The organism is Rhodococcus koreensis (genome assembly GCF_017068375.1).
GTDB lineage: Bacteria > Actinomycetota > Actinomycetes > Mycobacteriales > Mycobacteriaceae > Rhodococcus_F > Rhodococcus_F koreensis.
This window is the reverse complement of sequence record NZ_CP070609.1, coordinates 6,943,237-6,969,441: the sequence shown is the minus strand read 5'-3', so window position 1 is coordinate 6,969,441 and position 26,205 is coordinate 6,943,237. Positions and strand designations below refer to the sequence as shown.

The following is a 26,205-nucleotide window of genomic DNA, read 5'->3' as shown; positions in this document are numbered from 1 at the left end:
CGCCCATGAAGACCATGCGCCGATCCACCTTCGCCCTCGCCTCGGTCGCCGTGCTGCCGCTTGCCCTCGCAGGCTGTACCGAGAAGTCGACGGCGAACACCGACGACATCACCGTCACCGCGAGCGACGAAACCTGCGACGTCAGCGCCGACACCGGGACCACCGGGAGCAGCACGTTCCAGGTCACGAACAACGGCAGCAAGGTCACCGAGTTCTACGTGTACGCCGAGGGCGACCGGGCGATGGGTGAGGTCGAGAACATCGGTCCCGGGCTCACCCGCCAGCTCATCGTGTCGCTGCCCGACGCAGGCACCTACCAGCTCGCCTGCAAGCCCGGCATGGTCGGCAACGGCATCCGGCAGGAATTCACCGTCACCGGCGACTCGATGAGCGCCTCCGACGAGAGCGGGCAGCTTGCCGAGGCAGCCGACGGCTACCGCCGCTACATCCGCAGTCAGGTCGTCGCCCTGCAGGACACCACGCAGCAGTTCGTCGACGCAGTCAAGGCCGGCAACATCGATCAGGCCAAGGCACTGTTCCCCGTCGCCCGCACCTACTACGAGCGCATCGAGCCGGAGGCGGAGAGCTTCGGTGAGCTCGATCCCAAGCTCGATCTGCGGGAGGCCGACCTCGAGCCCGGGCAGGAATGGACGGGCTTCCACCGACTGGAGAAGGACCTGTGGGTGACCGGTCCCCAGCCCGACACCAACGCGATCGCCGACCAACTCGTCGTCGACGTCCAGTACCTCGCCGACCAGGTGAACGCGGAGGACTACGCGATCGACCCCACCAAGATCGCCGGCGACGCGCAGGGGCTGCTCGACGAGATCTCGACGTCGAAGATCACCGGTGAGGAAGACATCTTCTCGCACACCGACCTGTGGGACTTCCAGGCCAACGTCGACGGCTCGCAGGCCGCGGTCGCCGCACTGCAGCCGATCATCGAAGAACGCAATCCCGAACTGGCCGCGAACATCACCCAGCGTTTCGCGGACCTCGATGCCGACCTCGCTCAATACCGCCAGGGTGACGGGTTCGTCTTCTACGACACTGTAAACGAACAACAGCGCCAGGAACTGTCGCGCAAGATCGACGCCCTGTCGGCCGAGGTCAGCCAGGTTCAGGGCGTAGTAGCAGGCGCATAATCATGACTGATCCGACCGATCCGACCGAGACGACCACCACGGTGGACGAGCGCAAGGGCATGTCCCGACGACGTCTGTTCGGCGCCGTCGGGGCGGGAGCCGCCCTGGCAGGCGCCGGTGCACTGGTCGGGCGCGCCACCGCCGCCGAACCGCCGTTCTCGCATGCCGACGTCGTCGCCTTCCGGGGCGAACACCAGGCAGGCATCGTGACGCCCGCCCAGGACCGGATGCACTTCGTGGCGTTCGACGTCACCACGAAGTCCCGGGAGGAACTCGAGGCGCTGCTGAAGAAATGGACCGTGATGGCCGAGCGGATGACCGCCGGCGAGGAGGCCACCCCGGACGGGGCCGTCGGCGACGGCCTGTACGTTCCGCCCAGCGACACCGGGGAGGCGCTCGGCCTGGCGGCGTCCCAGCTGACGCTGACCATCGGGTTCGGACCATCGCTGTTCGACGACCGGTTCGGGTTCGCATCCAAGAAGCCCACGGCGCTCGAAGAACTTCCGCACTTCCGAGCGGACAACCTGGATCCGGCGCGCAGTGGCGGCGACATCGCGATCCAGGCGTGCGCCAACGACCCGCAGGTGGCCGTGCACGCCATCCGCAACCTGGCGCGCGTCGCGTTCGGGACGGCCTCGGTCCGCTGGTCGCAGCTCGGCTTCGGCCGCACGTCGTCCACGTCCACCACCCAGGACACCCCGCGGAACCTGTTCGGGTTCAAGGACGGAACGAACAACATCAAGGCGGAGGAAACCGACGTCGTCGACCAGAACGTCTGGGTGGCCTCCGGCGACGACCAGCCGTGGATGGGCGGCGGCACGTACCTCGTGGCGCGGCGGATCCGCATGCTCATCGAACAGTGGGACCGCACCGTGCTCGGCGAGCAGGAACGCGTGATCGGGCGGTCCAAGGGCAGCGGCGCTCCCCTGAGCGGCAAGGCCGAGTTCGACGAACTCGACCTCGACTCCAAGAAGGGACACGACCCGGTGATCGACGTCGACGCCCACGTGCGGCTGGCGTCCGCGCAGGAACTGGGCGGCATCCAGATCCTGCGTCGCGGTTACAACTTCACCGACGGCTCCGACGGTTTCGGCCACCTCGACGCCGGACTCTTCTTCATCGCCTACTGCCGCAACCCGCAGGAACAGTTCGTGCCGATGCAGCTCAACCTGTCGAGAAACGACGCGATGAACGAGTACATCCAGCACGTCGGATCCGCACTCTTCGTCTGCCCGCCCGGACTCGCCGAGGGCCAGCACTGGGGTCAGGGTCTGTTCACGTAGCCGGCACGGCGCCTCGCGTCAACGGTGCCCGCCGATCAACCGAAGGTCGAGTTGGTCGGGGGGTAACGGCCGACCGTGGTAGTGCCCCTGGGTGACGTCGCAGCCGTACCGGCGCAGCGCGCGCAGGGTGTCCTCGTCTTCGACACCTTCCGCGACCAGCGACGCACCGAGGCTGTGCGCGAGTTCCACCGTCGAACGCACGATCGCGACCGACCGAGGGTCGCTCGCGAGGCGTGCGACGAAGACCCGGTCGAGTTTGAGCTCGTCGACGGTCAGGTCCTGCAGGTACGCCAGGGAAGACCAGCCGGTGCCGTAGTCGTCGATCGACAATCCGATTCCCAGTCCCTGCAGCGCTTCGACCACCCTCCTGGCGCGTTTGTAGTCGGTCATCAGGACGCTTTCGGTGATCTCGAGGATCAGCGTGTCGGCGGGTAACCGAAGGTCGTCCAGGAGTCGGTTGATCTCGGCAACCAGGTCGACGTCGAGGAGATTGGTGACCGACAGATTCACTGCGACGGTGAGCGATATGCCGCGATCGAGCCAGCTCCGCGCCTGACCCAGCGCAAGCTCGAGCACCCTCGTCGTCAGCGGCCGCATCAGTCCGGACTGTTCGGCCTGGGGCAGGAACTCGTCGGGCAGGAGTAGGCCGCGGAGGGGGTGCTCCCACCGAACGAGCGCCTCGACGCCGTGCACTCGGCCGTCGGAGGCGCTGACCTTGGGTTGGTAGTAGCACGTGAGCTCGCCACCGGTGATCGCCGTGCGCAGCTCCTCGACGGTCTGCCGCTCCTCGATGCTGCGCTGGTACTCGGTGGCGTCGTACACGGCGATCGTGCGGCGGGAACACTTGGCGCGATACACCGCCACTCCCGCGCATTGCAGCAGGTCCTGGGGATTGGTGCAGTGTTGCGGGCAGAGGGCGATCCCGATGCACGCCTCGATACGGACCGTGACCTCATCGAGGTCGAACGGCTCGCGAAATGCCTCGAGGAGACGACCCGCCAGCGCCCTGGCGCCCGCGAGATCGGTCCCCGCCGGCAGCAGGACCGCGAAGGCGTCTGCGTCGAGGCGTGCCGGCAGATCGCCCGGTCGCACCGACCGCGACAATCGGTCCGCCACCTGGCACAGCAATTGATCGCCCACGTAGCGTCCGAACGAGTCGTTGATCTCCTTGAAGCGGACCACATCCATCAGCAGCAGACCAGGACCCGGACGGTTGTGGTACCCGGCCGGCTGTACCGCCTGGTCGTCGTACGCGGCCGTCAGCGCGGCCACGATTGCCCGCCGGTTGGCCAGGTTCGTGAGGTCGTCGATGCTCGCCTCGCGATGACTGTCGGCCAGCACGACGACTTGCCGGAACGTCACCGCGAATCGGGCCGCGACCGCGACCAGGCTGAGCGCTGCCAGCAGCACCGCGAGCCTCGGCAGTCGCGCATCGTGGTCGACGACCAGCAGCCCCACTGCTGCGGCGGTGCACACCAGTGGGGGAACCCAGATGCCCAGTCCCGGTAGCTGACCCGACTTTTCTCGACCCGGGGCTCGCCAGCTTGCCACGGCAACGAGCATCACGGCGACGTGTGGGAGTGCATCGACCCATATGTCCACGTCGTGACCGGCAGCACTCCGGAACAGGTACACGGTGTCGGCCACCGCGAACAGCGTGAACCCCGCGACCAATAGGACCCACCGCTGCTCGGCACGCCACCCCAGCATCGCGAGCGCCCCGACTGCGAGTGTCAGCAGCAGCACATCTCCCACCGGATAGGCCAACCCGACGATCACCGTGGCGGGCGATCCGTCGGCCACCGAGTCGATCGGCCCGAATGCGAGGGCAGCCGCCAGCGCCGCGAGCGTCAGACCTGCGGTGACCGCGTCCAACCAGATCTCGGTCGGTATCCGCCGCACCCGTGTGCGCAGCAGCATCACCAACCCGGCATACACGAGTGGGTAGAACGCCAACTTCAGCGGATCGGCCACCGAGGGCGACAGGCCGCCAGTCACCCACGACGTCGCCAGTACAGCGCCCACACCCCAGCTCGTCATGCCCAGCGCGACCAGCACCCACGCCCTCTTCTCGGTCGGTACCCACCATGCGCGAGCAGCGACGAGAAGCGCGGCCGACAGGGCCAGTCCGTCGTAGAGCACCTCGTGCAGCACCACCCAACCGGATTGATCCTCCGACCCGATCGAGATCCCCAACAGGACCACACCGATCAGCAGAATTCCGAGCCTGACCGTGACGCCACACCGCGACGGGTCGGACGGCGACACCCAGTTCGCCCGAATCGACTGTGGCAGGCGATGTGCGATCGTCGCCTCCGGCACGCTGTCGCTTCCCGATACGGCCAGGGGACGCGCGTGCCGCGGTGTGTGTGCGGCCTCCCCGGGGCTGACGACGACGGGGCGGTGGGTCGGGCGGTCGACGTCGGCCAGCGCCTCGAAATCATCGGCGTCGGCCCGGTCGGGGATGTAACTGCGCAGGCAGCCGCCACCGCAGCGTTTGGCCGCATACATCGCGAGGTCGGCCTGTTTGAGCAGGCTCTCGGTCGTCGCGTCGGGGACCTCGGACGTGGCGATGGTGAGCCCGATGCTGGGGCGGATGGAAAGGACGACACCGTCGATGATGAACGGCGGGGTGAAAGCCTCGAGTACCCGATCCGCGGCAGACAGTGCATCCTCGACGCTCCCTTCGACCAGTGCCGCGAACTCGTCACCTCCGAGCCGGGCCACGGTGTCGGTGCTCCGCATGCAGCCGGTGAGTCGTTCGGCGACGCGGATCAACAACTCGTCGCCGGCGGGGTGGCCGAGGCTGTCGTTGACGGTCTTGAAATCGTCGAGATCCACACACAGCACGACGATCGGTGTCGGTTCCCGGCGCCGGCGCTGTACGGCCTGGTCGAGCCGGTCGAGAAACAACGCCCGGTTCGCCAATCCGGTCAGCCGGTCGCGAAAGGCTTGCCGGGCCACGGTGAGCAAGAGCCGTCGGTTCTCGGCCAGCACGATGAACTGCCGCGCGAGCAGGGCGACCACCAGGACGATGATCACAGCGGGAATCGGGCCGGAACCCAGGCCGGGCAGCTCCCGCTGCAGGCCGACCGCAGCAGCCAGCAGCAACGGGAGGTACGGCAACCACAATCGGGTCCGAGACGGAATCTGCAGCGGAACCGGTTCGCGCGACGGCTCGCGGGTGCTCGACAGCGCCGCCAGCCCGAATGCGGCGAAGGCCGCCACCCAGCCCAGGTCGATCACACTGCCGGTGTGATAGCTGCCCATCGCGCTCATGTACGTGAACGCGCTGGCGGACAGCGCCATCAGGACGATCCCGATGCACAGCAACCCCAGGGTCAGACGTTGCCCGGACCGGGCCCGGGCCAGCACTACTATCGCCATCGTGGCGATCACCAGGTCCGCGACGGGATACGCGAGGGACAAGACGAGAGCGACCGGTCTGTCGCTTCCCGCGCGGAACACGCTGCCCAGCACGCTCACCCACGACACCACGAACAGTGAACCGGCCACGATGATTCCGTCCAGAATCAGCCGGGTGCGGGATTGCCCGCCGTCACCCGCCGGGAACAGCAGCAGCGCTGCGCCCGCGCCGACCGGAAACAGCAGGAAGGCCGCGTCCGCCGGCGAGGGGAACGGGATCTGATCGAGCCCCTGCCACACCTCGTAGTAGCACCAGATGGCTTCGCCCACCGACCAGGCCGCGAGCCCACCGGCCAGCGCCAGCCAACTGTGGCGGCGGCCGCCCCGTCCTCTCCATGCCGCCCACGCGGCACACCCGGTCGCGACGAGAGCGAACACCAGCAAGCCCACGCCGACGACCACCGTGGCCGCGAACGCCCGGTCCCACCCTTGCCACCGAGCCAGCGCGAACAGCAACGCCGGCACCGCAATCGTCACTGCGACCAGCCACAGCACGTCGCTCCACAGGACGGCCTTCACATTCGACGACGTCCCCATGCGTTCGGCTGTCCGATGTTCCATCGCCACCATCCGAACTGCCGTCTGAGGCACCTGCGCATACATTCGTTCATTGCGTTATCGGATTCAAAGTTTCCAGACGACCCTATTTACACGATCTATATACTGTAATACAGCCTTATACATACTTAAAGTATGTTATGCCGTCGCGCACCAAGAGGCGACACCCGGGGTCGGAGGGACACGAAGCGCTCAGCGAGGGCGGCCGAATTCTGTGCGCGGTCAGCGGCCGACGAGTTTCCCGATCAATCGTGGGAGCGGCCGCCGGAACTTCGGACAGTCGCACATCGCACAGGACGTGCCCTTGCGGTAATGCTCGTGAGCGGCGAATGGGTGGCCGCAGCGGCACTCGGAGTTCGACACGGCCATGAAGTTGATTCTATTCACACGCCGAATTCGCCGGTCCCTGACGTCACTGGGAGAACCTCACCCAGTCCACCAGCATGGTGGCGGGAAAGCGTGTGGACGGCGTGACCGGGCCGGGCCAGTTTCCGCCTACGGCCACATCCAGCAGTAGGTACGCGGGGGCGTCGAACACCCAGCGTTCCTCGGGTCGGAGATCCGCCGTGGTGACAGTACCGACGATGTTCCCGTCGATCCCCACCGAGATGCGGCCGGGTGCCTTGATCAGCGCATAGTCGTGGAAACCTGCGCTGAGATTCGCGCCGATCGCGCCATCCGTCGAGCGCTCCCAGTGACCGCCGCCGACGGTGGGGCCGTGTACTCCCGCGTGATATCGCGAACCGTCCCCGATCACTTCGAGGATGTCGATCTCTCCGCAGACGGGCCACCCGACGCTGTTGATATTGCTTCCCAGTGTCCAGAACGCCGGATGGATCCCCGGGCCGGACGGCACCTGCATCCGTGCCTCGATCACGCCGTACGTGAAGTCGAATTTTCCACGGGTCACGAGCCGAGCCGAGGTGAAGCCGCCACCGTTTCTGCGCGCCTCGACGACGAGACGACCGTTGCCGTCGAGTCGCGAATTCTGGCGGGAATCGGTGTACACCTGTTTCTCGTTGTTGCCCCACCCGCCGCCCCCGAGGTCGTAACCCCAGAACTGTGGACTGGGTGCAGCATTTGCGGGTCCGTCGAACTCGTCGCTGCCGATCACGGTGTACCCGGGATAGGCGGTCCGGGCGCCTCCGGCGACGGGAACGGCGACGGCCACAGCTGGGGTGAGGGATAGCGCGCACAGCGCCACCGAGCACGTCAACGCCATGTCGAACATGGCCGAGCGCATCCGCTGCATGTGCCGATGCTAAGCGCCCGCCTCGACCGTTCGTGACCGAATACGCCAGGTAGCCGTTACCTCCGCGGCCCCGTGTAACGGAAAATGGTGCTGTCGACGTCCTGCGCGGACACGGACCAGTCGGGGCTGGAACGCAATTGGTCCTCGAAGTTGTCGACCGATCCGTCCGGTAGATAACCGTAGTAGCGGATGGCGGCAGTGCCCTGCGTGTTGAACACGAGATACGTGTCGCCTTCGCGTTCCGCCGCATCCGCGGTGAGCATCTCGATCTGGCCGCCGTGCGGGAAGCCCTCCAACAAGGCCGGCGGCAAGGCCAGCAGGGGTTGATCGAAATCCTTGTCGACGACGGCGAACTTGATGTAGTCGGCGCTGACACGAGTGGGGAGACCCGCGGGATAGAGGGACATGATCGTCGCCGGTGGCTGTTCGTTCGCGAGGATGTCCTCCGCGAACGTCACCTGGGACTGATAGCCGACGACCAGCGACCACAGCCCGTAATACCCTTGCAGGCCGGCAAACGTCACGTATGCCAGTCCGCTCGCGAGTCCGACGGGGACGACTGCGCGGAGCAATCCGGACCGGAACCTGATCGTGAGCGCGTCCACGAGAATCGGTGCGATGAGGATCGCGCAGCCGGGGACGGCATAGAGGTAGACCCGGAAGATCGCCTCACCACCGTAGCTCTGACCCGCCAGCAGGGCGAACGAACTGAACGCCATGACGGTCGCGACCCAGGCGGGACGTTTGCTGCGCCAGAGGAGGATCGCGCAGACCACGGCGAGCAGGATGATGCCCGCGGACAGGGAACGGCACACGGCAGAGGTGAAGATCTTCCCCAACGTGCCGACCGCGGTCACGTTGCTGGCGGCGTTGTCGACCGGGTTGAAACCGGACAGCAGCCCGTACGGTGCCACGATGTCCAGCCGCGGCACGAGATAGGCGACGAGGATCGCGAAGTAGGGCACGGGAAGCCACCACGGTCGGATCTTCCGCGTCACTGCCAGGGCCGCCGTCACACCGAACAGCCAGTAGGGGGTCAGCTGGTGGGTGGGTACCAGCGCAGCGAAGACGAGGATCGACAGGTACGCCGCGGATCGGTGCTCCGTCGACACGACGAGCAGTGCCACCACACCCAGCGCCATGACGAGTGCGATGGCCTGCGGCGAGAAGTAGTCCTGCCCCACCCAGTTGGCGAGTTCCGCGACCATCGCAGCTGTCAGTGCCACCCGCATGTCGAACCCGAGGAGCCGGGCGATCGCGGCGATCACGACCGCCAGCAACACGTGGATCACCGGCGCGAACCAGTGGGCGATGGACATCATGTCTGCCGACGTGATGTCACCGAACCACGCGAATGCGGTGAAGAAACCCGGCCACTCACCGTAGATGTCGACGCCCTTGGGCGGCAGTGTCTGGAACTGCTGGATGTAGTCGACCACGCCGAGGTGCTTGTACGTCCACCCGTAGATGGGCACGTCGGTGACGAGTGTCGGGGTGAGCCGTTCCACCACGATCACACCGAGCAGGGCCGTGGCCGCGGTCCCGACCGCCCCCGCGCGGAGCGCCCAGACGAACGCGCCGAGCATCATCAGCGCGCACACCACCAGGCCGGGCCCGCTTCCGACGAACAACAGGCCGAACTGTGAGTACCCGGTGGTGCCGAGCCCGGCGAGCACCACCCCCCAGAGAGCCAGGGCCACGACGACGAGGATCAGGGGTCGATTGACGCGGGCGGCGTGACCCCAGTGCGACAGACGAAACCACACCTGCTGCAGGGTGACCGCGCGAACCGAGTCGGCGCCGGTGTCGTGCCACCGATGCCGCAGCGCGGACGCGATGACGGCCAGGACCATCACCAGCAGCAGACCGATGGCGGGCCAGCGGTAGAACCAAGCCAGGACGGTGGTGGCGGCGGTCACCACGGACAGCCCGAGGACGGGGACGGCCGCGACGGCTGCGGCGACCGGTATCCGCAGCCACGTCACGATCGCGAGACCAGGGCCGCTCAGTACGAACACCGTCAGGAGTACGGCGCTGACCGGCGACGGAAGCGGCGCAAGGGATGTCAGTCCCGCGACCGCCGACGCCAACGCGGCGACGTCGTAGTACCGGGACAGCTCCGGAGCCGTCCTGTTCACGCGCTCCGCAGTGAGGAGATCACTCATCGGTCACCTTCACCCAATCGACGAGCATCGTCGCCGGAAACGTCGTGTCGGCTCCGACGTCACCCGGCCACCGTCCGCCGACGGCGACGTTCAGCAACAGGGAGAACGGTTTGTCGAACACCCACTCCTGCCCCGGGTCCAGATCCGCACGCGAGAACTCGCCCGTCACACCGTCGTCGATGCCGAACGTGATCCGGTCCGCCGACCGTTCCACCCAGTAGTCGTGAAAACCGTCCGACACGTCGTTGCTGCCTTCGACGTTCAGATACCAGGGTGTGCCGTCCGCGGACGGGCCGTGCAGCGCACTGTGATAGAACGACGCGTCGTTGATCGTCTCGATCACGTCGATCTCTCCCGACTGCGGCCAGCCCACGCGGTTGACGTCCGTGCCCATCAACCAGAACGCCGGATGCAGGCCCTGTCCCTTCGGCATCTTGATGCGGGCCTCGGCACGTCCGTACTGGAAGGCGAAGCGGTCGAGGGTGACCAGCCTGGCTGACGTGTAGCCCGATCCGTCGCGGCGGGCTTCGATCACGAGGTTGCCCTCGCCGTCGAGCCGGGAATTGGCGGGATCGTCCGTGTAGACCTGCGCCTCGTCGTTTCCCCAGCCTCCGCCCCCGACCGCGTGGCCCCAGTAGCGGGAGTCGGGTGAGGTTCCGGCGGCCCCGACGAAATCGTCGAACATGAGCACCGACTCGCCCTTCCCGGATGCCTGCGCGACATCGCTCGACGCATACCACCCGGTGGCGCCGACGCAGGCGAGCGCGAGGAACACCGCAGCCGACGACACTGCACGGGTCCTGCGTGGACGGTTCAGCTGCCTATGCACCGGCTTTGTCTCCGACCCGGACGTCAGCCGAACGCCGAACCGACTGCAGCTGTGTCACGAGGTGGACGCACACGACGAACCCGAGGATCGCCGAGTACGCCGCGACCCGTTCGATACCACCGACGCCGAGACCGAGGTCCCAGGAGTAGGTGAAACAGAAGTACCCCACCAGACCGATCACCCCCAGCGCGAGGGCGACGTACGTTGCCGGACCCGACCTGTGGGGCCATACGGTGAGCGCCGTCGTCAGTGTGAAGAGACTGCCGAAGATGAGGAACAGCGTGGCACCGAGCGAATGCACCTCCCAGTGCGTGTTCGACGGCGCCAGACCGACCACTACTCCGCCGATTCCGGCTACGACGAGGAATACCACCGGAACGAGCGGGAGCACCCGCTCGACGCGGTACCAGAGGACGGCGCCGACGACATATGCGACGCCGACCATGACGAACGCCGCGTCCATCAACAGCGACGTCCTGCTACACGGCGCCGTGCCGTCGGTGCCGCAGAACGGGACGCCGAGGTCGCTGATGAAGTTGGCGGAATAGCTGTAGTGACCGCGCCAGGTTCCGGCGACGAGGAATTCGACGACGAAGAACTGCAGCACGGCGACGGTGAGGTACAGCGGAGTTCGCTTCGAAGTCTCCAGGACGTGTGATGGCATGGCTAGACAATCCTTCGAGACAGGAGAGACAGTGGATCACACAGGGCGTCCGCAAGTGCGTCGCGGACGAGTTCAGGGTCGAACACGTTGTCGTGCAGGGACGCCGACACGTCGAGTTCGGGACCGCGGCGCACCGAGGTGAAGACGATCGACGCCGGATCGGCCGGTTCGCTCAGCGCGGTGACGATCCGCCGGCCGGGCTCGTCGGTCCAGTCGAGATCGGCCAGCATCGCCGCCTCGCCCATGTCGGAGTACACGAGTCTCGCCCGGGGTGTCGCCGCGACGTGGGTGGCCGCGGTGTGCGCCGTGCCGGCACGCACCCGCCTACGGAACTTGGCGATGCTGAGTGCGAGCGAGGCGAGCGGCCTGCCCGACGCGGTGGCCTGCGCGATCGCCGCACTCATCTCTGCGGCATCACCGGGGTCGGACAGTGCGAATCGCACTCCGGCAGCGAAATTTCCGTTCACCGTCGCACCGTCCGGAAGGTAACGGCGGCAGTCGAAAAGGACGTCGACCCTGTCTTCGATCTTCAGGCCACGACTGCGTATCGCCCGCGCGACGGCCGCAAACAGCAATGACGACACCGACGCCCCGGGCAGATACCGATCCCGCCAACGACGGAGTTCCGCGATGGTTCCGGACACTGCGGACGCGACGACCGCAGTGGGCGCTCTGCCCCAGGGTACGACCTCGACGGGACAGGAATCGTGTGCGGTGGAGGGCCGGGATTCGAGGAGCTGAGCGACACGGGCGGGGGACGACGCGAACGCCCGGGTCAGGGCGCGTGCGAGCGGCAGTGCGCTGTCGCGTGTCCGGGCCCATTCGGGGACCGGCGTCCCGCTGCGTCCGCCGGCGACAGCACGGACGAGTGACAGTGCGAGCCTTCCGTCACCGAGTCCGTGCGAGATGTCGAGGAGGAGAAAGTCACCCGCGACCGCGACGTTCAGCGGGTACACGGATGCACCCGCGCGCGCCAGCCCGGTCAGCAACCGAGGCACGTCCTCCCGGGTGCACGGCCCCAATTGCTGGACGTTCCCGAGGAAGTCCTGCGGTCGGTGCTCCCACCGGCGTGACTCGGTGGTCGGGACGAGCCCGATCGGAGTGTGACGTCCACCGGCGTGCGCGAGCACGGTCAGCGTGTCCCGGATCTCGCCGATGCGGGGCAGGCGGACGGGACCGATTGCGGTGATCATCCGGCTGCCGCTGCGCATCAGGTCGCGGGAACTCGCTCTATCCGTCGACATCGGACACCTGCCACATCGGTTTCTGGTTCGCGCTCTTCTTCGCCAGCCACCGCTCCCACTTGGCGCGGTTCTGGAGTCGGCGGAGCCAGGAGATGAGCGGTCCGGCGAGGATCACGGCGGTCAGTGTTTCGGCGGCGAGATACGCCCAGCCCACCCCCGCGACGCCGATCGACGCGCTGAAGACCAGGCTGCCGACGATGATCACCACCGTGGCCAGGCACTGGGTGACGACTGCGAGGGTGAGCCGCCGGTACACCCGTGCGAGACCGTCGTAGACGGCGCCGATGACGGCGAGGGGCACGAAGACCGCGGCGAGATGGAGCAGCGGCGTTCCTTCCGCACGGTATTCCGCCCCGATGACTCCGAGCGCGGGCGGCGCGACGAAGGCCAGCCCGAATCCGCCCACCACCGCGATCACGGCAATGGTGCGGACGAACCGGCGGGACAGGCTGACGATCTTGTCCGGATGCGCGGCGGCCTCGGCCACGAACGGGCCCACCATGAGGTTCACCATGATGTAGAGGGCGCTGACGATCGACCACGTCACCGCGAAGTAAGCGTTCGCCGCGGTGCCGACCCGGGTGACAACGATCAGCGGGACGACGAGCGGGGCAATGGCCCCCAGGGCCGAAATGCCGTACGAGGAACCGAAGTACACCCCGAGTTCCTTGTTGGAAGGCAGCGCGGGTACCTGCCGGTATCGCGGGTCGGACCGGATGCGCAGCCCCATCGACGTCAGCAGAACCACAACGGCGACCGCCGCGGTGACCCCCCAGGACGCGACGATGGCGAGCGCCGACCCGGACGCCGCGAGCACCACGACCGCCAGCAGTTTGGCCAGCGCGTGGAAGACGTTCTTCGACGCCGCCCAGCGGGCCACGCCCAGACCGGAGACGGTCTGGTCCTGCAGCGCGAAGAGCGCGAGGACGACGACGAACACCGGATAGATCGCGATTTCCAAGTTGTTTTCGAACAGCGTGTCCCGCGGACCGAGGACGATGAGCCCGACAGCCGACACGAAGGCCAGCGTGGCCACGGCGGCGAAACCCTTGACCAGCAACGGTCCCGCGCGGTGGCCCGCCACCGGCAGGAAGCGCTCGAACATCGAGCCGAGGCTGAGATTCGAGAGCGTCGACAGCATGATCGCCGTCGAGATGAGAGCGGACGCCACGCCCACCTGATCAGCGGGGAACAACCGCGCAGCCGCGCCCCAGAAGGCGAGGCCGAGGACACCGGTGACGACACTCGACAGCATGAGTGCCATCGAGTTGAGCTGCAGATTCCGCCCCGCAGAGCGCGGTGGCTGCTCGGCACGGTGTCTGGCGCGTAGTTGCGACTGCGTCGCTGTCAGGGATCCCATGACTACCCGACCAACGCCGACCGGGAATCGTCACGGGCGTCGTCGACACGGCCCACGGTCAGTTCACCGAGCGCAGTGGCGAGGACGTCCCGGAGAACCCTGTCGCGCAGGGCGGTGCTGTACAGCGAGTGGTCACCGGACGGGTAGGTGACCAGACGTCCGTTCCAGCCGGCACCCCGCAGCCGGCGAAGGCTGCGCTCGCCGTGGTTCTCGACGAACGCCGCGTAATCGACCGGTGAGAGGAGGACGGTAGCGTGCACGCCGCGCTCGTGAAGCGGAGCGAGCATGACTTCCGGCACCTGCAGCAGCCCGGCCCGGCCCAGCCACAACCAGCCGCGGTAGGGCAACCACACCCGCAGGTATTTCTTCGCCGTCGCCGCGTGCCGGTGGAGCAGCGCGAGCGCTGCCCCCTTCAGGGACCTCCGGTCGGCGTCCATCGTGGACTGCTTCACGAACGCCTTCCGGGTGATTGTCCAGTCCGCCATGTTGACCAGGACCACTGCCCGGACGGGGTGCCGGATGGCGGCGTAGCTCGAATTCCATGCCCCCGAGCACATCCCGGCGAGCACAACCGATCCGGGCGGCGCACCGCTGACGGAGATGATGTCGACGGCGTCGTCCCGGGATTCGTCCGTGTAGATGGTGGTGCATTCGCCGTGCTGCACCAGACCGGTGTCGCCGGTGCCGCGACGATCGAAGCGGACGCTGACGATCCCGTGGGCCGCCAGCTCGCGCGCGGTCTCGGCCCACAGCCGGACCGGTCCCACACGGTGCTCGTTGGCGGTTCCGTGGAAGATCACCGTCGGTCCCGCAGGGCTGTGCGTCGCACCCTGTTCGGCCGCGACGGACGTACGGATCGTGAAGAGTTCGGCCGCTCCCGCGAACTCCAGTGTCTCGATGACCTGCCTGCCGTCGACGGTGCGATCCACCACGGCGGTGGGGCGGAGATCGAGTGCGGCACCGGTGTGGTGGTCGCCGAAGGATGCGGACATCCATGCCGCGATCCGGTCGATGTCGCCGAACGGGTGCCGGACCACGAAGTCCGCCGGCTCGAGGAATGATTCGTAGTCGTGGACGGTGACGGTCTCGGCGTTCCAGGCGGCAACGGCCTCACGCGTCGCGACGGAATCGACCTCACTGTCCCGCACCGCCATCAGGACCTTCGCGCCCGACGGCGGGGTCGCGGCACGCAGAGACATCGCCGACAGGGCCGACGCCGCGGCCGGTGCGAGCACCGCACCGATGAGCGTCACTCGCGGATCGTCCGTGTCCTCGGGACCGACCACCATCTGGTGGAGCGCGGTCTGCTTGCGCAGGTAGGCGCGGCCACGAACCACAGGATCCCACAAGGCCACGGCCCGCACCGGACCGCACACCGCGGCGACCTGTGCGGCGAGCAGGGCGCCGACCCGGAGGCCGACCAACCCGATGTCCGTGATGCCGGAGCTGCGCACGTAGTCGACCGCTCTCCGGATGCTGTCGAGCCACCCCGCGACCGCGTCGGAATCGTCCTGGGCGCCGGACGAGTCGCCGGTGCCGCGGTAGTCGAACCGCAACACCAGCAGCCCTCGAGCGCGTAATTGCTGGGCGAGATACACCATTCCGCGATACGAGTCGACCTGTTCCTTGCCGATCGGCGGGCAGAGGACGACGGCACCGCGGCAGCGGCCGTCGGCAGGACGATCGACGACGGCGAACAGCGGTGCGTCGTCCGGTCCGAACCAGGTGGCGAACCGGGTGCCGTCGGCGCGGCCGCCGAGCGGCTCGGTGCCTACGAGATCAGGATGGGCCGTCATGAGTCACCCCTCTCATCGGCGCCGGATCCCGGCCCTCGACGCGGGCCTTCAGATAGGCGAACGGTCCGCGTGCGATGGACCGGAGCTCGGTGGCCCCGATCCCCTCGGGAAGGTGGTCGGCGAGACGGTCCGGAGGCGTGGCGACGTGGGACATCTTCCGCGACAGACGGAGAAACGTGGGCGCCTGCCGCACCGCGATACGCACCGCGAGCCACGCGGTGCGTGGATGGACGGCGATCTTGGCCAGCCAGGCGCCGAGTCCGAGTCCGTAGCCGCGCGCCTGGACGGCGAGCGCCTCGTTGTCCTCGCGGTGCCGATGCCACACGACCGCCCCGGGTCGGTACGCCAGTTGCCGCCCGGAGTGCAGCACGCGGAAGAACATGTCGAGGTCTTCGCCGCCGTCGGTGGGGGCTCCCGCCCCGAGTGCCTCGTCGAAACCGCCGAGCGCGTACACGGCCTGCCGGTCGACGGCGAAATTCGCGCCGGTGCCGTAGATCCCGACCTGGAAGGGGAAGAGCGGCACGTCGGCGGGCGGGTGCGCGAGGTCGAACAGCCGTGGGACACAGGAACTTGCCCACCCCACCCGCTGATCGAAGTACGCCTGCGCGGGTGTGCGGATCTCACCGCTCGGGACGATCCCGCATACGCACGCCACCGCGTTCCCTGCACCGAAGCCGGCCACGAGTTCGGTGAGCCAGTGCGGGTCGACCACGACGTCGTCGTCGGTGAACGCGATGATCTCGGTGTTCGCCGCGCGGACTCCCGCATTGCGCGCCCGGGACAGTCCGGGCCGGGGCTCGGTCACGACGCGCACGCGGGGGTCACCGAGTTCGGCGACATACCGCTGGGTGGCATCCGTGCGGGATGCGTTGTCGACCACGATCACCTCGTAGCCGGGATGGTCGAGCGACAGGATCGATTGCAGGGCGTCCTTCAGGCTGTCGACCCGGTCGCGGGTACACACCACGACGGTGACGGACGGGCCGGATGCTTCGGTGTCGACGACGCTGTCGGCCACCGCCACCGGCACGAGCCCGTCCAGTGCGTGCCGCAGTGCGGCGGTCTCGAGCCTGCCGTCCTCGATGTCCACCTCGACGAATCCCAGCAGGGTGCGATCTTCTCGCACGAGCAGCCGGGCGCGCCGATAACCCTCGGCTCGGTCCAGCCGGTATTCGGTGTCTTCCCGGACAGGTCCACGTAGTTCGCCGACCCAGACGGCGCCGTCCCACGTCGGCGGGTGATCGCTCTCGAGAGCCGGCGCCAGGTCGATCCGGCGATCGAGTGTTCCAGTCATGCCGTCACCCGCTTCGATCGCAGACCGACGAGACCTCGGACGTATCCGGCTGCGGTCACCGTGAACCCCGCGACCACGGCACCCGCTCGGAACAGTCCGCCGTGCCGAGGGGACGCGATCCCCGCGACGACGGCTCGTGGGAGTACACGTGCGGTGTACGCCCGTTCGCTGCTGAGCGCGTCGCCGGCCCCGACGAGATCGGAGACCAGTGCTTTCGACACGCCCTCGTGGAAGCAGCGCGAGAGGAAGTAGCGGAATGTGGTGCGGTCGTCACTGACGCGGTGCACCACCCTCATCGCGGGGTCGAACAGCAATTGCGCGGTGGGCTTGTGAGTTCGGATCCGGATGCAGAGTTCGGTCTCCTCGCACCCGACCGGCGTCGTCCCGACCCTGCCGATTCCGTCACTGAACCCGTCGACGGTGTCGAAGACCGTGCGCCGCAGAGACATGTTGCAGCCGATGAAGTTCCGCACCGGTTCGATGCGCGTCGGCTGGCCGACGTAGCTGCAGCCGACCACCCAGTCGAACTCGGCGGGCATCCACACGGGGCGGTCGGCCGGCCACGCCGGGCTGGCGAATCCGCCGACACCGAGCACGTCGGGATCGGAATAGTGGGCGGCGGACACGCGATACCAGTCAGGCTCGGCGCGGGCATCGTCGTCGAGGAACGCGATCATGTCGCCCCTCGACGCGCGGACGCCGGTATTGCGGGCGCCGGACAGGCCCTTCGACTCGGAATTGCGTAGCACGGTCACACGAGGTTCCGCTGCGAAGTGCCGTTCGGCACGGGAGAACAACTCCTCCGAATGATCGATCACCAGCAGAACCTCGAGGACCGGCACACTCTGGGCGAGGACCGAGTCGACCGCCGCGCACAGGTCGCTCCACCGTTCGGTGGTGTAGGCGCAGATGACGACGGAGCAGGACACGAGCGTGGACACCGTCATGGCCGCTCAGCCCTGCGGGACGGGCGCCGGGGACAGGTGCGTTGCGGTCGTGCGCTGTTCGCTCCTGATGGTGCGCAACACACGAAGTCCGTCCCGCACTGCGTTCAGGTTGCTCTCGCCGTGGATGCGATCCTGCTCGAAACTCGGGACCTCGGTGATCTTCAGGCCCGCGTTGGCGACCCGCACGTTGATGAGGGTCTCGATCTCGAACCCGTCGCCCCACTGCGCCTCGGCCGCCTCTACCGCGGGCAATGCCATCACCGGGACGTGGTGGCGCCAGAATGCGTTGTAGCCGTAGCACAAGTCGCTGAACGCTGCCCCGAACTTGAGGTTGACGATTGCGTTCAACGCCTTGTTTCCGAGCTTTCGACCGAAGGTGATGTCCGAGCTGCCGCCGCCGTCTGCGAAGCGGGTTCCCTTCGCGAAGTCCGCGCCGGCCACGAGGGCACCGACGAACAACGGGATCTCTGCCGGGTCGGTGGAGCCGTCGGCGTCGATCATCACGATGATGTCGGACGTCGCGACACGGAATCCGCAGGCCAGGGCGTTGCCCTTGCCCTTGCGACTCTGCGTCACGAACTTCGCGTCCGGCCACAGGCTCCGCGCCACATCGACGGTGTCGTCGACTGAATGGCCGTCCACGAAGACGATTTCGTCGATGTCTGCCGGCATGCGCGCGGCGACATGAGGAAGGTTCTTGGCTTCGTTCATCGCGGGCACGACGACGGTGACCGTCGGGCGGCCGGGCGCGCGGTCGGCGGCGCCGGTCTCGTCGATGTCGTGCGCGTCTGTCTCGTCGGAAGGTTCCAGGCGGTCAGGCGTGTACAGGCTCATGTGTCCGTCTCTCATCGTCGGGCAATCGACTCGGCCCGGAAGCGTCACTATGTGTGGTCCCCTGTGGGTATCGGCCCTCGCCCGACCGGGAGCTCGGATACCCACCACGTGCAGTGCGCGAAGACCATAAACACCCGAGCAGAAGGACTTCGCAGTACTTCGAAACGCGTATTTGCAACCAACTGGTCTTCTATGCGCGCTTTAAACTACCTCAGGTTTGTTTTTCGTGCACTACGGACACGGGAGTGATTCATCCCTCAGTTACATTTTGGCAAACCCGAGCGATAACGCCGACCGCCCCGGTATCAGGACGTCCAGTACCCGAGCCAGTCCGCGGGGGCGAGTTCGGTCTTCCCCGCCGCGCGCGCAGCATCCTCGGCCGCGCGGACACGGGCGATCAGGTCGTGCGTCGCCGCCTGCAGCCTCGACTCGGCAGCGACCACCGCCGCGCTGTCCGCCGTGATCTCCGCGGGCACCAGCTCGGGCGGCAGGCCAGCCTTGCTCGCGCGGGCGATGACCTTCGCCGCGAGGGATGCCGCGGGCTGACTCATCGCGACCCCGTCGAGGCAGGAGCTGCGGGCCTTTTCCGCCGCCTTCCGGATCTCCCAGGCCCGTTCCTGCTCGGCGATGTCGATCGGGCCGACGACGTCCTCACCGAGGTGGGGGCTGCGGTGCACGAGTTTGGCGACCAGGGTCGCGGCCACGTCGTCGACGTCGAAATTGCCCGACGCCGAGGCGATGCGCGAATGGAACAGGACCTGCAGCAGCAGATCCCCGAGCTCTTCACGCAGGTCTCCGGGCTCGGCGGACTCGATCGCGTCGAGAACCTCGTACGTCTCCTCGACGAGGTAGTGCGACAACGTCCGGTGTGTCTGCGTCACTTCCCAGCCGCCGTAGCTCCACAACCGGTCCATCACCTCGGCGGCCTCGACGAGGTTGTCGCCCGGGACCTTCGGTGCCGCGATGATCCGGGACCCCGACGCGACCCACTCGCGCACGGTGGGATGGTCGGGATCGGTACTGATCAGGACAGCGGCGCCGGGTGCGGCGGACAGCAGCGTCCGCACGGACTCGGGCACCTCGTCGGTGAACGCCACTCCGCCACCGACCACCCCGACGGCTTCCATCGGGATCGTCGTGGGCCGCAACGGGTCGAGCAGGACCACCGTCATCGGGTCAGGCCTCCATCACCACGGCCCCGGCGGCCTTGCCGTCCAGTGCGAGCACTAAGTCCGCGATGTACTGCAGCAACTCCACGTCGCGCACCCGCTCGGCGCCGATCCCGCCCGAACCCGCCCGGGGCAGCGGCAACTGCACCATGCCGGTGGTGGCGCGGTACTGCGCACTCGGGTAGATCCGCTTGAGACGCAGCTGCTTCGAGTCGGGCAGGGCCATCGGCGCGATCTTCAGCTGCGTTCCGACGACGGCGATCTCCTCGAGGCCGTATTCGCGGGCCAGCAGGCGCAGCTTGGCCACTGAGACCAGTCGGCGAACCTCCTCGGGGAGGGGGCCGTACCGGTCGACGAGTTCGTCCACGACGGCGGTGATGCCGTCGAGTTCGGTGGCGGCCGCGAGCTTTCGGTACCCCTCGAGCCGGAGACGGTCGCTGGTGACGTAGTCCGGGGGGATGTGCGCGTCGACGGGAAGGTCGATCCGGACTTCCTTCGGGGCGTCCTCCGTCGTGATCGGCTTGCCGTCGGCCGCCGCCCGGAAGGCCTCGACCGCCTCCCCCACCAGCCGCACGTACAGGTCGAACCCGACTCCTGCCACGTGACCGGACTGCTCGGCGCCCAGCACGTTTCCGGCGCCACGGATCTCGAGGTCCTTCATCGCGACCGCCATGCCCGCGCCGAGGTCGGAGTTCTGCGAAATGGTCGCCAGGCGGTCGTAGGCCGTCTCGGTGAGCGGCTTCTCCGGCGGGTACAGGAAGTACGCGTAGCCGCGTTCCCGGCTACGCCCGACGCGACCGCGCAACTGGTGCAGCTGCGACAGGCCCAGCGAATCGGCGCGTTCGACGATGAGCGTGTTGGCGTTGGAGATGTCGAGGCCGGTCTCGATGATGGTGGTGCACACCAGCACGTCGTAGTCCCGCTCCCAGAAGCCCTGCACGGTCCGCTCCAGCGTGTCCTCGTTCATCTGGCCGTGCGCGACGACGACGCGCGCCTCGGGGACGAGGTCGCGGATCCGCTGGGCGGCCTTGTCGATCGAGCTGACCCGGTTGTGGACGTAGAACACCTGTCCGTCGCGGAGCAGTTCGCGTCGGATGGCGGCGGCCACCTGCTTGTCGGCGTACGCGCCGACGTACGTGAGGATGGGGTGCCGCTCCTCCGGCGGCGTGAGGATCGTGGACATCTCGCGGATGCCCGCCATGCTCATCTCCAGCGTTCGCGGGATCGGCGTGGCCGACATGGTGAGAACGTCCACGTGGGTGCGCAGCGCCTTGATGTGTTCCTTGTGTTCCACACCGAAGCGCTGTTCCTCGTCGACGACGACGAGGCCCAGGTCCTTCCACCGGATCCCGGTCTGCAGCAGCCGGTGCGTGCCGACGACGACGTCGATCTCGCCGTCGGCCATGCCGGCGACGATCTCCTTGGAGTCCCCGGCATCCGTGAACCGGGACAGCCCACGCACCTTGACCGGGAACGCCGCCATCCGCTCGGTGAACGTCTGCAGGTGCTGCTGGGCGAGCAGCGTCGTCGGCACCAGGACCGCCACCTGCTTGCCGTCCTGCACGGCCTTGAACGCCGCCCGCACCGCGATCTCCGTCTTGCCGTAGCCGACGTCGCCGATGACGACGCGGTCCATCGGGACGGCCTTCTCCATGTCGGCCTTGACCTCGCTGATGACCGTCAGCTGGTCGTGGGTCTCGGTGAACGCGAACGCGTCCTCCATCTCCTTCTGCCACGGGGTGTCCGGGCCGAACGCATGACCGGGTGCGGCCTGCCGCGCCGCATACAGCTGGACGAGTTCACCGGCGATCTCACGAACCGCCTTGCGCGCCTTGCGTTTGGTGTTGGCCCAGTCGGAACCGCCGAGCTTGCTGAGTGCGGGCAGTTCGCCGCCGACGTACCGCGACAGCTGGTCGAGGGACTCCATCGGGACGAACAGCCGGTCGCCCGGGTGGCCGCGCTTGCTGGCGGCGTATTCGATCACGAGGTATTCGCGCCGCGCGCCACCGATAGTCCGTTCGACCATCTCGACGAATCGTCCGATGCCGTGCTGGTCGTGCACCACCATGTCGCCGGCCGTCAGGGCGAGCGGGTCCACCTGGTTGCGGCGCTTGGCGGGCAGCCGCTTGCCGTCGCCGACCGCGGCCACCCGGTTGCCGGTGAGATCGGACTCCGTGACGACGACGAGTCCGGGGGTGGTGTCGCCGCCGGGGAAGACCAGGCCGTCGTGCAGCGATCCGCGCAGCACCCCGACCTGACCGCGGGCGGGCTCCGAACCGGGTGCGAGTTCCGCCGCGGGCACCTCGGCCTCGCGGAGGCGCTCGAGCACACGATGCGCGGTACCGGCGCCTGCGACCACGATGACTGCCCGGCCGCCCGTGCTGACATGGGCGCGCAGGCTCACGAACAGTTCGGACAGCAGCTCGTCGGAACCGCGGACCTGCGGTGCAGGGGTGACCGCCAGCTCCAGCTCCTCGCCGCTGCCGGACGCGAGCGGGCTCAGCGTCCACCACGGCAGACCGGCGGCCTCCGCGGATTCGCGGACCTGGCTGAGCGAGCGGTAGGCGGAGGCGCCGAGGTCGATGCCGTCGCCCTTCAGCACCGACGTGTCGAGCGGGGCGGCGCCGCCGATCGAGGCCGCCGTCCACGACGCCTCGAGGAACTCCTGACCGGTGCGCACCAGGTCGGTGGCGCGTGTCCGGATCTTCTCCGGATCGCACAGCAGCACGTGCGCGCTTTCGGGCAGCACGTCGGTGAGCAGTTGCAGCTGCCCCGGCCGCAGCACGGGCAGCAGTGCCTCCATGCCCTCGACCGGGATGCCTGCCGACATCTTGTCGAGCATCTCGACGAGCGCGGCGTCGGCCTGGTTGTCGACCGCGAGCTGCGCGGCCCTGTCGCGGACGTCCTCGGTGAGGAGCAGTTCGCGGCACGGCGGCGCAATGACGGCGTCGATGTCGAGTTCGGCGAGCGACCTCTGGTCGGCGACGGAGAACGCGCGCAACTCGGTGACCTCGTCGCCCCAGAACTCGACGCGCACCGGATGATCCGCGGTGGGCGAGAACAGGTCCAGGATGCCGCCGCGGACGGCGAACTCGCCGCGCTTGCCGACCATGTCGACGCGCGTGTACGCCATTTCGACGAGCCGCTGGATCAGCCCGTCGAAGTCGTGCTCCACCCCCACCCGCAGCGTGACGGGTTCGATCTCGCCGAGACCGGGTGCCATGGGCTGCACCAGTGAACGGACGGTGGTGACGACGACCTGGAGCGGCGCCCCGTACGAGCGGTCGTCGGGCCGCGCGAGCCTGCGGAGCACCTCCACCCGGCGACCGACCGTGTCGGCGCTCGGCGACAGCCGTTCGTGCGGCAACGTCTCCCACGACGGGAACTGCGCCACGGCGTCGCCGATCATCTCCTGCAGTTCGGCAGTGAGGTCGTCGGCCTCGCGACCGGTCGCGGTGACCAGAAGCAGGTGGGTGCGCTCGGCGAGGGCCGCGGCCACGAACGGCCGGGCGGGTGCGGGTGCGACGATGTCGAGGTGATGCCGCCCGAGGGCCTCGGTCACCTGCGCGACGACGGCGTCGCCCAGCGCGATCTTCGCCAGTCCGGCGAGCGGGGTGTCGGACGAGGGCTCGGCAGCGATGAGCGGGGAAGACAACGACGCACTCCTGAGCAGTGATGACGAACTGCCGGCGAACAGCTCGGGCCGGGACGAGCGGCCAGTTGCGGACTGAGCCAGCCTAGTCGATATCGCACATCGACGAACCGGGGTCCGGATCAGGTGGCGGCCCGCACCACCGGGGCGACGCTCACCGAGTTCAGCGCCCGCACCTGCCCGGTCACCGACTCCGCCGTCCCGGTCCTGCGCACCGGCACGATCCGGGTGCCGCCGGGTGGCAGATGGAACCAGGAGTCGGCGGGTTCGAATCCGCCGAGTTCGAGGTGGACGTACTGCGCAGCGCCGTCGGTGGCGACGTCGACCACCCAGTCGCCGGGCGCCGTTTCCCGCGCCGCCGCCGTCAGGCCGACGGTGCGTTCGAGGGCACGAGCCGGGCCACCGAAGAGGTGAACGGACTCGGCGACGACAACGTCCTCGCCCGACAGCGTGACGGTCGCGCTCTCGTAGCCGCGGACTCCGAACCGATGGACGTGTGTCGCGTCGGTGAAACGCCCGAGCACCGTATCGAGCGACCACCGGCGGGCCGCGTGCGCGGCGAGGGTCACCGGTTCGGCGACGTCGAACGCCCGCGAACCCGTGCGGGTGTGCACCTGCACCCGCAACTCCCCCACGATCGCGCGGGCCGAGTCGTTGACCGCGTCGATGCGCAGTCCGTCCATCCCGTCCTCGCCGAGGAGCACCGCGACCGGCCGGGACAGCCGCCGCATCACAAACCACGGCGCCTTCGGCCTGCCGTCGGAGTCGAGCAGTCCCCACCCGGCGCCGGGTTCGAGGTCGCGGAGCGCGAGCACCAGAGCGCCGTCGCATCCCGAGTCGGGCCGACGCCAGTATCCGAGGGCCGCCGCGAAGGCCTCGCAGACGGCGGCGCGACCGAGGGCCAGGTACCGCTCGGGATCACACCAGCGGACCGTCGACGGCTCCTCACCGAACAGTGTCCGCACGTAATGATCGCGGACGTCCTCGAAGTCCCAGGACGCCCCGTTGTCCCGGGGCACGGCGGCCTTCCACCGCGGATGGTGGCCCGCAGCGGCGAGGCTGCCGAACTCGGTCTCGATCGTCGCGTCCGACGGCGGGATCGAGAACGCGAGGCATTCGGCGGCGAACCGCACCCCGGCCTGGCGGACGTCGGACGGCGGAAGCCGATAACCGCCGACGCCGAAGTAGTGCGAGACACCCGTTCCGACGTGGGTCACGAGCGCGTAGCCTCCCGGCGGCGGGGACGGCGACGACGACACCGCCGCCACCCCCGGCGCGGTCCGCGCGACCACCGCCGGGATCACGTCGTGTACCGCCGGGATGTGCGCCGCGGGGAGCCCGAGCATCGTGGGTTGCTGTTCGGTTTCGCTGCCGCCGCTGAACACGGCGAGCGCGGGGTTCCCGGACAGCGGCCGCAGCACCGCCTCGATCTCCGCGGTCAGCAGTTCCAGGAACGGCTGGTCGTCGGGCGGGTCGAACGTCGACAGCATGGCGTCCTGCCATACCAGAACGCCGAGTTCGGCACAGTCGTCCCAGAATGCGGTGTCCTCGTACAGCATCGTGCCCGGCACCCGGACCATGTTGAGCCCGGCCTGGACCACCCGCTCGAGGGTCTCCCGCGTCTGATCCCGGCCGCCCAGCCCGATCGGATCGACCGGGGTCCAGACGGCGCCGCGGCAGTACACGTCGACGCCGTTGACCGCCAGCCGGAACCCGCCGTCGCTGCGCGCCACGCTCACGGTGCGGAATCCGACGGCGCCCAGGTCGACGACGTGCTCGCCGAGGGTGATGCTCAGCGGATACGTCACCGGGACGCCGTGGGTGTGGGGCCACCACAACCGGACGTCCGGGATGCGCAGGTGGGCGCGGACCTCCCGCGCGCCGGAGCCGGTTTCGACGACGGTCGCCTCCACGGAGACGTCGCCGAGCCGGACGACGGGCGGCGGGCAGGCCGAGCCGTGCACACGCACGGCAAGTTCCAGCACGCCCGTCCCGTCCTGCACCGTGGTGACCACGTGACGGTCCGACAGCACCGGCGCCGTGCGGTCGTGCAGTCGCACGGGCCGCCACGGCCCGACCGGGGCGGGCACGCCGCCGAAGACCGGAGCGCGACCGAGCAGGCTCGTGCGCATCCAGCGCAGCCCCTGCGCACTCGCCAGCGACGACCGCCAGCGTCCGCGGGGCCGCCGGCTGCGCAGCGCCGCGTCGAGCGACGGGAATCGGATCGCCAGCGTGACCGTGCCGGGGCGAGAGTCCACGTCGACCGAGGCCGGCACGAACATCGACTCCGAGGACAGGACGAGGTCGTCGCCGGCCCACACCTCCGCGAGCGAGGCCAGGCCGTCGAACTCGAGCCGCCACGGACCGGGGCCGCCGCCGGACACGTCGGTGACGAACCACCAGTCCACCGCATCGGTCTGCACCGCGCGCGCCGCCGCGACGCCGTCGGCCGCCCGGATCGCGCCGGCCGCGGTTCCCGGAACCTGCGCGGGATACCACGGACCCGGCACACAAGCCAATCCCGACGGATCGGTGACCGAACCCGGTTCCGTTGCCACGCAACGCCACCGGGCGCCGTCGAGTAGAT

General features: G+C 68.4%; 16 protein-coding genes. 2 read left to right on the top strand and 14 right to left on the bottom strand.

What is annotated here, in order from left to right; genetic code table 11:
• Positions 1-5 precede the first annotated feature (5 nt).
• Positions 6-1,145 (top strand): iron uptake system protein EfeO, encoded by a 1,140-nt coding sequence (gene efeO / locus JWS14_RS31585; RefSeq protein WP_095861161.1) that lies wholly within the window; start codon positions 6-8, stop codon positions 1,143-1,145.
• A gap of 2 nt (positions 1,146-1,147) precedes the next feature.
• Complete coding sequence (gene efeB / locus JWS14_RS31580; protein ID WP_095861162.1) at positions 1,148-2,428, top strand: iron uptake transporter deferrochelatase/peroxidase subunit; 1,281 nt, start codon at positions 1,148-1,150, stop codon at positions 2,426-2,428.
• Between the two features lie 18 nt (positions 2,429-2,446).
• Here efeB and JWS14_RS31575 read toward each other — a convergent pair whose 3' ends face one another.
• The 14 genes from JWS14_RS31575 to JWS14_RS31510 form a co-directional block, all read right to left on the bottom strand.
• Complete coding sequence (locus tag JWS14_RS31575; protein WP_095861420.1) at positions 2,447-6,415, bottom strand: bifunctional diguanylate cyclase/phosphodiesterase; 3,969 nt, start codon at positions 6,413-6,415, stop codon at positions 2,447-2,449.
• A gap of 409 nt (positions 6,416-6,824) precedes the next feature.
• A complete protein-coding gene (locus tag JWS14_RS31570) occupies positions 6,825-7,664 on the bottom strand; it encodes a glycoside hydrolase family 16 protein (protein ID WP_095861163.1) in 840 nt (279 codons plus the stop codon).
• 56 nt (positions 7,665-7,720) lie between these two features.
• Positions 7,721-9,829 carry a hypothetical protein gene (locus JWS14_RS31565; protein ID WP_095861164.1) on the bottom strand — a complete coding sequence of 703 codons (2,109 nt, stop codon included), beginning with the start codon at positions 9,827-9,829 and terminating at the stop codon, positions 7,721-7,723.
• The gene (locus JWS14_RS31560; RefSeq protein WP_072940910.1) at positions 9,822-10,619 is read right to left on the bottom strand and encodes a glycoside hydrolase family 16 protein; all 798 of its coding nucleotides are present in this window, start codon (positions 10,617-10,619) and stop codon (positions 9,822-9,824) included. Before JWS14_RS31560 ends, JWS14_RS31565 begins: the two co-directional genes overlap by 8 nt.
• Positions 10,620-10,650: 31 nt before the next feature.
• Positions 10,651-11,322 carry a DUF998 domain-containing protein gene (locus JWS14_RS31555; RefSeq protein ID WP_072940912.1) on the bottom strand — a complete coding sequence of 224 codons (672 nt, stop codon included), beginning with the start codon at positions 11,320-11,322 and terminating at the stop codon, positions 10,651-10,653.
• 2 nt (positions 11,323-11,324) lie between these two features.
• On the bottom strand, positions 11,325-12,566 hold the full coding sequence (locus tag JWS14_RS31550) for a hypothetical protein (protein ID WP_095861165.1): 1,242 nt from the start codon (positions 12,564-12,566) through the stop codon (positions 11,325-11,327).
• Positions 12,553-13,926 carry a lipopolysaccharide biosynthesis protein gene (locus tag JWS14_RS31545; protein ID WP_095861166.1) on the bottom strand — a complete coding sequence of 458 codons (1,374 nt, stop codon included), beginning with the start codon at positions 13,924-13,926 and terminating at the stop codon, positions 12,553-12,555. Before JWS14_RS31545 ends, JWS14_RS31550 begins: the two co-directional genes overlap by 14 nt.
• A 2-nt stretch (positions 13,927-13,928) precedes the next feature.
• On the bottom strand, positions 13,929-15,722 hold the full coding sequence (locus JWS14_RS31540; RefSeq protein ID WP_072940920.1) for a serine aminopeptidase domain-containing protein: 1,794 nt from the start codon (positions 15,720-15,722) through the stop codon (positions 13,929-13,931).
• On the bottom strand, positions 15,706-17,016 hold the full coding sequence (locus JWS14_RS31535; protein WP_095861167.1) for a glycosyltransferase: 1,311 nt from the start codon (positions 17,014-17,016) through the stop codon (positions 15,706-15,708). The genes JWS14_RS31540 and JWS14_RS31535 overlap by 17 nt, the downstream gene beginning before the upstream one ends.
• Positions 17,013-17,963, bottom strand: a complete 951-nt coding sequence (locus tag JWS14_RS31530) for a glycosyltransferase family 2 protein (RefSeq protein WP_095861168.1) — start codon at positions 17,961-17,963, stop codon at positions 17,013-17,015. Before JWS14_RS31530 ends, JWS14_RS31535 begins: the two co-directional genes overlap by 4 nt.
• Positions 17,964-17,969: 6 nt before the next feature.
• Positions 17,970-18,797 (bottom strand): glycosyltransferase family 2 protein, encoded by an 828-nt coding sequence (locus JWS14_RS31525; protein WP_072940928.1) that lies wholly within the window; start codon positions 18,795-18,797, stop codon positions 17,970-17,972.
• A 305-nt stretch (positions 18,798-19,102) separates the two neighbouring features.
• Entirely contained in the window at positions 19,103-19,969 is an 867-nt protein-coding gene (locus JWS14_RS31520) for a nucleoside triphosphate pyrophosphohydrolase (protein WP_072940930.1), read from the bottom strand.
• Between the two features lie 4 nt (positions 19,970-19,973).
• Complete coding sequence (gene mfd, locus JWS14_RS31515; RefSeq protein WP_095861169.1) at positions 19,974-23,621, bottom strand: transcription-repair coupling factor; 3,648 nt, start codon at positions 23,619-23,621, stop codon at positions 19,974-19,976.
• A 119-nt stretch (positions 23,622-23,740) separates the two neighbouring features.
• On the bottom strand, positions 23,741-26,176 hold the full coding sequence (locus JWS14_RS31510; RefSeq protein WP_095861421.1) for a glycosyl hydrolase 2 galactose-binding domain-containing protein: 2,436 nt from the start codon (positions 26,174-26,176) through the stop codon (positions 23,741-23,743).
• Positions 26,177-26,205: the final 29 nt, after the last annotated feature.